We start from the raw sequence: 10,380 nt of genomic DNA, 5'->3' as shown, positions 1-10,380 counted from the left end.
TCCTGTTCTTTGCGTAAGCGTTTGCTTGTATCGCCCTGCCTTTTAAGAGACAGGAGCTGTTCCCATTGCATCATCTTGTTTTGTTTCAGGTTTAAAGTTTCAGGTTCTGAAACTTTAGGCTATTTACTTTGGCTTGTGCCTATTTTAAAACTTTTTTTTATCAGCCGCTACGAACTCTTTAGACTTCTTTGGGTATCTTTCATAGCTCTTGTCGCTTGGATTCTCTATAACCGATTTAATGTTTATCTTGTCTCCTATTTTAAATCCTGACATCACCTGCTTATAGTCAAGCAGGTATTCTCCACAAAAAAAGTTTCCTTGTTCGTCCTGCCCGATTATGCCTGTGTAAATGTACTCTTTATCTTTTGACATTATTCGCTTGTGTTACCCAGTTCTTCAAATGAATCGTGAAGCTGTAGGCCTGCCTCAAATCGTTTTATAATAACCACCGCTGTTCCTGTAAACCTGTCATGCCAGCCTGTTCCGTCTCCGCCAAAAAATGAAAATGCTTCGAATGGTATCAGCCTGCACAGTGAGCGTTTGAGTATAGTTTGAGCAGTTGGTTTTTCACCAGTATCAGCCATTACTACTTTTGTTCCTGTTATCAGCTTACCCAGCGTCCTGGCAGATGTTGTTTCGAAAATTCCGAAATAAAGCAATATAACGCAAAAAGCTATCGAGTAGCTTTCTAAAGGAGTTACCTGTTGCATCCATGTTATTACTCCCTCTAGTTTAAAAACGACAGCTATAAAGGCAGCTATTACAGCAAGAATAAGTATAACAATATATACAGCTATTACATCAATTATATAATTTAAAAAGCGTCTGCCTTTTTCAGCAAGCATATCATTAGTTACCTGAAAAGAAGCCGGGATTTGTTTAATTTGAGCCATCTTGTAGTGAATAATAAAATAAGGAGCGTGTTGCTCCTTATTTGTTTTTGTGTTTGTTATTTAAGAACCGCACATTTCGCAGTCGTCAGGCTCGGCATTGCGCGAACGCTCTATCATAGCCTGGAATTCAGATACCGACATGGCCGGGGCTTCTGCCTGTACCTCAACCGCTGCAACCGCTTTAACGGGTTCGGCTTTTTTATCGTTGTTAAGGGTGAATTTAATAGCATCAACCGCGCTTTTGGTCCTCAGGTAGTACATACCTGTTTTCAGGCCGCTTTGCCATGCGTAGAAGTGCATTGATGTAAGCTTGGCAAACGTGGCGCCCTCCATGAACAGGTTGAGCGACTGGCTCTGGTCAATAAAATAACCCCTTTGGCGCGACATATCAATAATGTCTTTCATACTCATTTCCCACACCGTCCTGTAAAGCTCCTTGATGTCCTGGGGGATGATATCGATACTCTGTATCGAGCCGTTGTTCCTCATGATCTCCTGTTTCAGGTCTTCGTTCCACAGGCCAAGGCGCACAAGGTCTTCCAGCAGGTGCTTGTTCACTACGATAAACTCGCCCGAAAGTACCCTCCTGGTGTAGATATTTGACGTATAAGGCTCAAAGGCTTCGTTGTTGCCCAGTATCTGCGATGTAGAAGCGGTAGGCATAGGCGCCATAAGCAGTGAGTTGCGCACACCGTGTTCCATAACTTCCCTGCGAAGCGATGTCCAGTCCCAGCGGCCGCTCAGGTCTTCATCTTTCAGTCCCCAAAGGTTGTACTGGAACTCACCCTGAGATATCGGCGAACCTTTAAATGTAGAGTATGGCCCTTCTTCCTTAGCCATTTCCATAGATGCGGTAACGGCAGCAAAATACATGGTTTCAAATATCTCCTGGTTCAGCTTTTTGGCCTCATCGCTGGTAAACGGAAGGCGCATAAGGATGAAAGCATCTGCAAGCCCCTGAACACCCAGCCCTACAGGACGGTGGCGCATATTGCTGTTTTCAGCTTCCTTAACAGGGTAATAGTTCCTGTCAATAACCTTGTTAAGGTTACGTGTTACACGCTTGGTTACCTCAAACAGGTATTGGTGGTTGAATGCCCCATTCTCAACAAACATAGGCAGTGAAATAGAGGCCAGGTTACATACGGCAATCTCATCAGCCGACGTATATTCCATTATCTCGGTACACAGGTTGGATGAGCGTATAGTACCCAGGTTCTTCTGGTTTGATTTACGGTTGGCTGCATCTTTGTACAGCATGTATGGTGTCCCGGTCTCAATCTGTGATTCCAGTATCTTCTCCCAAAGCTCGCGGGCCTTGATAGTTTTACGTCCACGGCCTTCGGCTTCGTATTTTTCATACAGCGCCTCAAATTCTTCGCCATACACATCATACAGGCCCGGGCACTCGTTAGGGCACATCAGTGTCCAGTGCGCATCGTCCTGCACACGCTTCATAAACAGGTCGCTGGTCCACATAGCATAAAACAGGTCGCGGGCACGCATTTCCTCTTTACCGTGGTTCTTCTTCAGGTCAAGGAAATCAAAGATGTCAGCATGCCATGTTTCAATGTATATGGCAAAACTTCCCTTACGCTTACCACCGCCCTGGTCTACATAGCGGGCTGTGTCGTTAAATACACGAAGCATGGGCACAATGCCGTTTGAAGTGCCATTTGTACCGCGGATGTAGGAGCCTGTGGCCCTTACATTATGGATAGACAGGCCAATACCACCGGCCGACTGCGATATCATGGCTGTTTGCTTCAGTGTATCGTAGATACCTTCAATACTGTCATCCCTCATAGCCAGGAGGAAGCATGATGACATTTGCGGTTTTGGGGTGCCGGCATTAAAAAGTGTTGGCGTGGCATGGGTAAAATATTTTTTAGACATCAGCTCATAGGTCTCTATGGCCGATTGTATATCATTAAGGTGTATCCCCACCGAAACACGCATAAGCATGTGCTGCGGCCTTTCTACAATTTTACCGTTTATTTTAAGCAGGTAAGAACGCTCCAGCGTTTTGAACCCGAAGTAGTCATAGTTGAAGTCCCTGTTATAAATGATGGTTGAGTCCAGCGCCTCAGCGTTGGCCATAATAGCCTCGTAAACCTCATCAGAAATAAGCGGTGCTTCCTGCCCTGTACGCGGGTTCACGTAGTGGTACATGTCGCTCATGGTTTCGCTGAACGACTTCTTGGTATTTTTATGTAGGTTAGAAACAGCAATACGGGCTGCCAGCTGTGCATAATCAGGGTGTGTTACCGTCATGGAAGCCGCGGTTTCGGCCGCAAGGTTATCAAGCTCTGATGTGCTTACACCATCATATAACCCTTCAATAACGCGCATGGCCACCTTTACCGGATCTACAAGATCATTAAGGCCATAGCACAATTTCCTTACCCTGTCGGTAATTTTATCGAACATTACCGGCTCTTTCCTACCGTCTCTTTTAACTACATACATAAGGCAAAATTTTTAGGTTAACAGGCACACGTGCCTTTACTTGGTTAGTTGGTTTTAATTAAAAATCAGCGTCGAAGCTTATCTTCTGCGCATCGGTATCTTTATTCAGTACGCCGGCCTTCTGGTATTCTGATACCCGTTTCTCAAAGAAGTTGGTCTTGCCCTGCAGCGATATCATATCCATGAAATCAAACGGGTTACCTACATTAAACTGCCTTTCGCAGCCCAGCTCCACAAGCAGCCTGTCGGTTACAAACTCCAGGTACTGCGTCATCAGCGTGGCGTTCATGCCGATAAGGCTTACCGGCAGCGATTCGGTAATGAATTCCCGCTCAATATTTAAGGCGTCAATCAATATCTCTTTAATCCTTTCTTTAGATACTTTGTTTACCAGGTGGTGGTTGTGCAGGTGTACGGCAAAATCACAGTGTACGCCTTCATCGCGGGAAATAAGCTCGTTGCTGAACGTAAGCCCCGGCATCAGGCCGCGTTTCTTCAGCCAGAATATGGAGCAGAACGCACCCGAGAAGAAAATACCCTCAACAGCGGCAAAAGCAATAAGCCTTTCGGCAAATGAGTCAGATTTTATCCACCGCAGCGCCCATTCGGCTTTTTTCATAATCGCAGGAAATACTTCAATAGCGTGGAACAGCTCGTTCTTTTCTGCCTCATCCTTGACATAAGTATCAATAAGGAGGGAGTAGGTTTCGCTGTGGATATTTTCCATCATGATCTGGAATCCGTAAAAGAACTTGGCTTCAGGGTACTGCACCTCATTTACAAAATTCTCAGCAAGGTTTTCATTTACAATACCGTCTGACGCCGCAAAAAAGGCCAGGATGTGCTTTATAAAGTATTTTTCATCATTGCTCAGCTTCGTATTCCAGTCATTTAGGTCCTGGTGAAGGTCTATCTCTTCAGCCGTCCAGAAGCTTGCCTCCATTTTCTTATACCAGTCCCAGATATCATGGTGCTTTATGGGAAAAATTACAAACCTGTTCTTGTTTTCCTGTAATATAGGTTCTGCTACAGACATATCTTTTTGACTTTTATGAAATTAAAATCGTGTTTTGGTGTTGTAAGGCGTGATACAAAGATTGGCATTTGAAACCGAAATTGAAAGCCAAACTTATTCACAATCCAGCAGAGTTTTTAACAACGGATTACCATTGCCTTAACACAGGAGCAAAATCGCAACTTGCTGTAAAACAAATTGTTGCGTGTTACAAATTTAAGAAAAATAAAAGAAAAAATACGGCGGAAAAGCACGTTTTTAAAGGGTTTAGCGCCGCCTTGGCACCGGATTTTGCTTCAGCTCCGCAGCCACCTTTTCCAGCTCGGCATACCAGTCTTCGCCAAAGCGGCGGATGAGGGCTTCCTTCACAAATTTGTACACAGGGACTTCCAGTTCTTTACCAAGTGTGCAGGCATCGCTGCAAATGTCCCAGCGGTCATAATTTACGGCGGCAAATTCGCTGAAATCCTTTACGCGCACCGGGTAGAGGTGGCAGGAAACCGGCTTTTTCCAGCTGATAAGCCCCTGGTTATACGCCTGCTCAATACCGCAAAGCGCCGTTTTCCCGTCAAAAATAACGTAGGCGCAGTCTTTATTATCTATAAGGGGTGTTTCAAGGTCGCCGTCAGTGCCTGTAACCCATGTGCCCTGCGCTTCAATGGCGGCAACACCTTCAGGGCGCAGGAAGGGCTTTATTACCGGGTATACCGCTTCTAACACGCGTGTTTCCTCTTCATTAAGGGGTGCGCCGGCATCACCGCCAATACAGCAGCCTCCTTTGCATGCCGAAAGGTTGCACACAAACTCCTTCTCCAGTATGTCTTCGGACACAATTGTTTTTCCCAGTTGAAACATGTGGCAAAGTTAGGGAAAAATGTTGCCACATAATGTATTTTGGGTGGAGGGTTGCCGCCGGTGCAGAGAAAAAACAGGTGCGGGTGGTTGTTTTCTGCCGGCTGTTGCTACTGGTAAGCACGGCTGTTGCGGGCTAGCCCCGATCGAAGCGGCATCCTCCCCGCTGCCGCGCTTATGGCGGCGGGGAGATATAGCGGAGAGCGGGCTGAGGCGCTTACAAAAAAGCACCTGCGCCGGGGCTCCTGAGGCTAATAAGTGTGGTTACTATTTATATTTATAGTGTATTTTTGCAACATCTTAAACTGTTGTATTATGGGTTTTGACTGGAGGGAGATTTTTACGGTGAGCATGGTGCTGTTTGCTGTTATTGATATTGTGGGCAGCATACCTATCATTGTTGATCTGCGCAATAAACTGGGGCACATTGAGTCTGAAAAGGCATCGGTAGTGGCCTTGGTTATTATGATTGCTTTCCTTTTTGTGGGGGAAGAGATCCTGAAGCTCATAGGGATTGACGCGAACTCGTTTGCGGTGGCGGGTTCGTTTGTGCTTTTTTTCCTGGCTGTCGAAATGATCCTGGGCATACGCCTTTATAAGGAAGACAATCCCAGCACGGCTTCGATTGTACCCATCGCTTTTCCTATAATTGCGGGTGCGGGGACCATGACCACGCTGCTTTCGTTACGGGCAGAATATGAGAAGATAAATATTATTGTTGCCATTGCGATTAATGTAGTTGTTGTATATGCCGTGCTGAAGTCTTCGGCCCGTATTGAGCAGGTATTGGGCGTTAACGGCCTGGGCGTAATACGGAAGGTTTTTGGCGTGGTGCTGCTGGCTATAGCTGTTAAATTATTTGCCGCTAATGTTAAAGAATTGTTTTTATAACTTCGATTTTTTTTAATTTTAACCTCGATTTCAGAGATTTAGTTACAATGAAGATTTTTATTTACACGCTTATCGCGATTGCCGTTGGCCTGATACTATTCAATATAACTTTACTGGATTTTAACAATCTTTTGTCCGGCAACAGTGTTGTTGCCCTCATTGGCATCGTAGCTTCCTTATGCGCGGTATGCATCCTGATAATATTCAGGCTGGCCAAAAACATCGAAGAAAAAACAAGGAACCTGTAAAGCATGTTTGATGTTTTGGTCATAGGCGGAGGCGCGGCCGGTGTGTCGTGCGCGCTTGTATTAGGCTCAGCGTTAAAAAAACCCTATGCTGAAGGTAAAACCGTAGGCATACTCACCCACCAGAAGGCTTCGGCGCTCCAGGACGGCCTTTATAATAATGTGTATGGCATTGCGCCGGGCACATTGGGCAAAGACATTATGGAAAACAGCCTGAAGCACCTGGCTGCAACATATCCTGATGTAAAACAGCTTCCGGGTGAAAAAGCGATTAAAGTAGAAGGCACAGCAGGCCATTATACCGTCATAACAAATAAAGGTTCCTACCACGCCAGAATAGTTGTTGTAGCTGTAGGCTCAGCCGGCACTTTTGGCATTGAAGGGCTTACGGGATATGTTATGCCGCACCAAAAAGCGCTCCCTGAAAAAAACCGGATACAGCTGAGGAATGATGACCACCTGGTTACAGAAGGTATTTATGTTGCGGGTACGCTGGCGGGGCACAGGAGCCAGCTTGCCATTGCGGCAGGCAGCGGTGCGGCCGTGGCAACCGATATTATGACCTTGTGGAATGGCGGCACACAAAGCCAGTACCATGACAGTACAAGGAAAACGTATGCTTTTGCGAAGAGAGGGATCTTATTGTATTAATATTCCCTTCATTGCATACGCTAGTGACACTCCTGAAAAGCCCAGTATTATTTACCTTTTTGCGGTTTTGGCGATAATACGGATTTTATCATATTATCTTCCTTCAGTATCATTTCGTAGTAAGCTTTATCGCTAACCAGCTGGCGGGCAAACTCGGCAGCCAGGTACCGCTTCACTTTATCCCTATGCCTGCCAAGCCTGAATACCAGGCCATTTTTAGCCAGGTACGCATCAAAAGCTTTGTAGTATTTATCCGTTGAAGTTACCTGGTTTTGAATTTGTGCGGCAGTTTTGCCCTCAAAAAGCTTTCTTTCGCTGTCTAGCTGTTCAAACACGAAGTAGCTTACAATGCCCGACTGCATAACCATAAGGACAGCTTCATCGCCATGATGCCCGTCAAGCGGCACAAAAACATCGGGGATGATGCCGCCCCCGCCATATACCGTCCTGCCCTTTACGGTTTTAAATTTAAGCGTATCGGCAATCTTTATGCTGTCAGCAGCATAGAGTTCGCCGCTTTCAAAGCGTTTCTCAAAATCATTAAAATAGGCTTCACCGCCGTTGGCATAGCTGCGCTGTATGGACCTGCCTGAAGGTGTATAATACCTTGCCACAGTAAGCCTTACGGCACTGCCGTCGCCCAGTTTCATCTCGCGCTGCACAAGGCCTTTGCCAAAGCTCCTCCGCCCTACAATAACTCCCCTGTCATTATCCTGTATGGCACCTGCCAGTATCTCGCTGGCCGAGGCGCTGTTCTCGTTGATAAGCACATAAACTTTACCTTCTTCAAATATACCTTCAGCAGTAGCAAAGGTTTTATCTTCCCTGTTCTTTTTATTGCGGGTTTTCACAATAAGCTGGCCATCCCTGAGAAATTCATCGGCAATTTCAACTGCTTTTTCAAGGTAGCCCCCGCCGTTATCGCGAAGGTCTATAATTATTGATGTCGCGCCCGCTTTTTTTAGGCTTTCAAGGGCTATGCGGAATTCATCGGCAGTAGTTTCGGCAAAACGGTTAATTTTTATATAACCCATGGCCTTGTCAGCCATTACAGCAGCGTCAACACTTTTAAGCGGCACTACGTCGCGGGTTACATTCACCTTAAACTGCTTATTGGTGCTCTTGCGGAAAACCGTTAAGGTAAGCTGAGAGCCTTCGGCGCCTTTCAGTTTTGAAAAAAGGGTATCATTGGGCAGCTTGCGGCCGAAAAGTTTATAATTGCCTGCATAAAGTATCCTGTCGCCCGGCTTTATCCCGGCCCTGTCGCTGGGGCCACCCGGTACAGGCTTAATTACGGCAACCGAATCTTTATACATGTAAAAGTTAACCCCTATGCCCACAAAATCGCCTTTCATGCTTTGTTCCACCTCACCCATTTCCGTTTTGGAAATATAAACCGAATGCGGGTCCAGCTTTTCAAGGATGCTGTTTACGGTAAGGTCAACTATGGAATCGGTATCTACCTCGTCTACATACTCGCTTTCAATAAAATCAATAAGCTTGTTGAGCTTGCTTTTGTGGGAAGAGCCCGATATAAGGCCTCGCTGGGGAGCGGGAAAATTAAGGAAACTGCCCATGATAAGCCCTAAGGCAAGGGCCGTGGCGATTATTATGGGTAAATATATTCTTTTCGGTTTCATTTTATTCCAGGTCAGGAATGCAGTCTACCTCTACACCGGCTTTTATAAGAAATTCTATGCCTGAATTATCTTTATAGCCCTCTTTATAAACCACCCTTTTTATGCCGGACTGGTGTATGAGCTTGCTGCAGTCTTTGCAGGGCGACATAGTGATGTAAAGTGTAGCGCCTTCGCATGATTGTGTTGAACGGGCTACTTTTAGTATTGCGTTAGCTTCAGCATGCAGTACGTACCATTTTGTAAGGCCATGCTCATCTTCGCAACAATTTTCAAAACCAGACGGGGTACCATTGTACCCGTCAGATATTATCATCCTGTCTTTTACAATAATTGCGCCAACTTTTTTCCGGGTGCAGTAGGACAGCTGCCCCCACTCACGGGCAATCCGTAAATAAGCTTTATCGTATTTGTTTTGCTTTTTCTCTTTCATTGGCCTGTGCTTGAGTATTATTTAGTGCTGCTCCATATGGGGCTGTAGGCAATCATTGGCACAATTACACCCGAAATAAAGGCAGAAATAACCAATACCCAGTCGCGCCTTGATACCCGGAAAAAATTTTGTATCACCCATGAAAGTATAAGTATGGCAATAACCACAATGATTTGGGCCGCTTCAATGCCCAGCGCAAATTCTAATAACGGCAGCAGCTTGCTTTCATTGCCGGCCATTATCATATTTTTAAAAAAATTTGAAAACCCAAGGCCGTGGATAATGCCAAAAAACAGCGTACCTATGGCCAGCACGCTAATATTTTCTTCTTTGTAAGATTTGCCGGCTTTTGCAAAATTATACAGGGCGGCAAAAAGTATAGTAACCAATATGAGGAATTCAATAATTACAGGTTTAATAGAAATAATGCCATAAACAGACAGGATAAGCGACATGGTGTGCCCGATTGTAAAAAGCGTCAGCAGCAGGAGCAGTATCCGCCATTGCCTGAACGCGTAGGGAACCGTTAATGCCGTAAGGAAGAGCATGTGGTCATATCCATTGATATCGAGCACGTGCCTCAGACCGATATTGAAATATAGCCAGAAATCAGACATGGTTAGTGTTCTCTTAGTTGGGATTGTAAACTTACACTATTTTTGCAAATGATAGGCAGGTCAGGCTGCATATAAGATAATTATCATTAATTTTTTTTTAATTTTATATTACCCAAATATAGAGGTATATTTGCCAATAACTTTTTAACACAGAAAAACATGTCGATATCAGATCTTTTTGACAGCGGTTTTAAGGACAGGAATAAAGGCCATTTTTCGGCCATTGTTCGTGTTGCGATGGAAAATGGCCACATAAGCCCGGAAGAAAAGGCTTTCCTTGATAAACTGGCCATACAGCTTGATATATCACAGGAAGAGTATAGCGAAATCCTTGAGAACCCTTATAAATACCCCATCAACCCGCCGCACCTGCATGTACAGCGCCTTGAACGTTTGTATGACCTGTCAAGGATGGTATATGCCGACCATGTGCTGGGCCCCAAACAAAAAGAGATACTGACGCGTTTTGCACTTGCCCTTGGCTTTACGCCTGGCAATGTAAAATATATTGTTGACAAAGCCCTGTCACTCCTTGTGCTTGGCGTTGAGGGCGATACTTTTGTTTACGAAATGCAGCATATGAATAAATAGATTTAGCCAAAAGGCATAAGCCACAGGCTGACTGCCTATAAATAGAAGCCGTCTCACAACTTGAGACGGTTTTTTTACGTTTTTCT

At 45.2% G+C, this 10,380-nt stretch carries 12 protein-coding genes; 4 read left to right on the top strand and 8 right to left on the bottom strand.

The features are described from left to right. Positions 1 to 144: 144 nt before the first annotated feature. The 5 genes from CHU92_RS04205 to CHU92_RS04185 all read right to left on the bottom strand — a co-directional run bounded on the left by CHU92_RS04205 (position 145) and on the right by CHU92_RS04185 (position 5,232). Positions 145 to 372 (bottom strand): hypothetical protein, encoded by a 228-nt coding sequence (locus CHU92_RS04205; protein WP_094412923.1) that lies wholly within the window; start codon positions 370 to 372, stop codon positions 145 to 147. Continuing rightward, entirely contained in the window at positions 372 to 893 is a 522-nt protein-coding gene (locus CHU92_RS04200) for an RDD family protein (RefSeq protein ID WP_094412921.1), read from the bottom strand. The genes CHU92_RS04205 and CHU92_RS04200 overlap by 1 nt, the downstream gene beginning before the upstream one ends. 60 nt (positions 894 to 953) lie before the next feature. After that, positions 954 to 3,362, bottom strand: coding sequence for a ribonucleoside-diphosphate reductase subunit alpha (locus CHU92_RS04195; RefSeq protein ID WP_094412920.1), 2,409 nt, complete (start codon positions 3,360 to 3,362; stop codon positions 954 to 956). 58 nt (positions 3,363 to 3,420) lie between these two features. Next, positions 3,421 to 4,398, bottom strand: coding sequence for a ribonucleotide-diphosphate reductase subunit beta (locus tag CHU92_RS04190; protein WP_094412917.1), 978 nt, complete (start codon positions 4,396 to 4,398; stop codon positions 3,421 to 3,423). A 246-nt stretch (positions 4,399 to 4,644) separates the two neighbouring features. After that, entirely contained in the window at positions 4,645 to 5,232 is a 588-nt protein-coding gene (locus CHU92_RS04185; RefSeq protein ID WP_094412915.1) for a DUF3109 family protein, read from the bottom strand. 312 nt (positions 5,233 to 5,544) lie between these two features. On the opposite strand from CHU92_RS04185, the gene CHU92_RS04180 reads away from it, so the two are divergent. Genes CHU92_RS04180 through CHU92_RS04170 form a run of 3 tightly spaced genes read left to right on the top strand, consistent with a single transcriptional unit; the run spans position 5,545 to position 7,016 of the window. Beyond that, positions 5,545 to 6,120, top strand: a complete 576-nt coding sequence (locus CHU92_RS04180; protein WP_094412912.1) for a MarC family protein — start codon at positions 5,545 to 5,547, stop codon at positions 6,118 to 6,120. A 47-nt stretch (positions 6,121 to 6,167) separates the two neighbouring features. Continuing rightward, positions 6,168 to 6,368: a hypothetical protein gene (locus CHU92_RS04175; RefSeq protein WP_094412910.1), complete on the top strand. Its 201-nt coding sequence runs from the start codon at positions 6,168 to 6,170 to the stop codon at positions 6,366 to 6,368. Between the two features lie 3 nt (positions 6,369 to 6,371). Next, on the top strand, positions 6,372 to 7,016 hold the full coding sequence (locus CHU92_RS04170) for an FAD-dependent oxidoreductase (RefSeq protein ID WP_094412908.1): 645 nt from the start codon (positions 6,372 to 6,374) through the stop codon (positions 7,014 to 7,016). 47 nt (positions 7,017 to 7,063) lie between these two features. On the opposite strand, the gene CHU92_RS04165 is transcribed toward CHU92_RS04170, so the two are convergent. From CHU92_RS04165 to CHU92_RS04155, 3 genes are read right to left on the bottom strand one after another with little or no spacing between them, the layout of a single operon-like run. Further along, complete coding sequence (locus tag CHU92_RS04165) at positions 7,064 to 8,656, bottom strand: S41 family peptidase (RefSeq protein WP_094412906.1); 1,593 nt, start codon at positions 8,654 to 8,656, stop codon at positions 7,064 to 7,066. A gap of 1 nt (position 8,657) precedes the next feature. Continuing rightward, positions 8,658 to 9,086, bottom strand: coding sequence for a deoxycytidylate deaminase (locus CHU92_RS04160; protein ID WP_094412904.1), 429 nt, complete (start codon positions 9,084 to 9,086; stop codon positions 8,658 to 8,660). A gap of 17 nt (positions 9,087 to 9,103) precedes the next feature. Beyond that, positions 9,104 to 9,703: a HupE/UreJ family protein gene (locus CHU92_RS04155; protein WP_094412902.1), complete on the bottom strand. Its 600-nt coding sequence runs from the start codon at positions 9,701 to 9,703 to the stop codon at positions 9,104 to 9,106. Between the two features lie 159 nt (positions 9,704 to 9,862). Here CHU92_RS04155 and CHU92_RS04150 point away from each other — a divergent pair, with 159 nt between their 5' ends. Next, a complete protein-coding gene (locus CHU92_RS04150; protein ID WP_094412900.1) occupies positions 9,863 to 10,294 on the top strand; it encodes a tellurite resistance TerB family protein in 432 nt (143 codons plus the stop codon). Positions 10,295 to 10,380: the final 86 nt, after the last annotated feature.

The organism is Flavobacterium cyanobacteriorum (genome assembly GCF_002251835.1).
GTDB classification, from domain to species: domain Bacteria; phylum Bacteroidota; class Bacteroidia; order Flavobacteriales; family Flavobacteriaceae; genus Flavobacterium; species Flavobacterium cyanobacteriorum.
This window is presented reverse-complemented; position numbering and strand designations above follow the sequence as displayed.

Coding starts and splice junctions, on each gene's coding strand:
- CHU92_RS04205 (WP_094412923.1), bottom strand. CDS start 372: ATGTCAAAAGATAAAGAGTACATTTACACAGGCATAATCGGGCAGGAC.
- CHU92_RS04200 (WP_094412921.1), bottom strand. CDS start 893: ATGGCTCAAATTAAACAAATCCCGGCTTCTTTTCAGGTAACTAATGAT.
- CHU92_RS04195 (WP_094412920.1), bottom strand. CDS start 3,362: ATGTATGTAGTTAAAAGAGACGGTAGGAAAGAGCCGGTAATGTTCGAT.
- CHU92_RS04190 (WP_094412917.1), bottom strand. CDS start 4,398: ATGTCTGTAGCAGAACCTATATTACAGGAAAACAAGAACAGGTTTGTA.
- CHU92_RS04185 (WP_094412915.1), bottom strand. CDS start 5,232: ATGTTTCAACTGGGAAAAACAATTGTGTCCGAAGACATACTGGAGAAG.
- CHU92_RS04180 (WP_094412912.1), top strand. CDS start 5,545: ATGGGTTTTGACTGGAGGGAGATTTTTACGGTGAGCATGGTGCTGTTT.
- CHU92_RS04175 (WP_094412910.1), top strand. CDS start 6,168: ATGAAGATTTTTATTTACACGCTTATCGCGATTGCCGTTGGCCTGATA.
- CHU92_RS04170 (WP_094412908.1), top strand. CDS start 6,372: ATGTTTGATGTTTTGGTCATAGGCGGAGGCGCGGCCGGTGTGTCGTGC.
- CHU92_RS04165 (WP_094412906.1), bottom strand. CDS start 8,656: ATGAAACCGAAAAGAATATATTTACCCATAATAATCGCCACGGCCCTT.
- CHU92_RS04160 (WP_094412904.1), bottom strand. CDS start 9,086: ATGAAAGAGAAAAAGCAAAACAAATACGATAAAGCTTATTTACGGATT.
- CHU92_RS04155 (WP_094412902.1), bottom strand. CDS start 9,703: ATGTCTGATTTCTGGCTATATTTCAATATCGGTCTGAGGCACGTGCTC.
- CHU92_RS04150 (WP_094412900.1), top strand. CDS start 9,863: ATGTCGATATCAGATCTTTTTGACAGCGGTTTTAAGGACAGGAATAAA.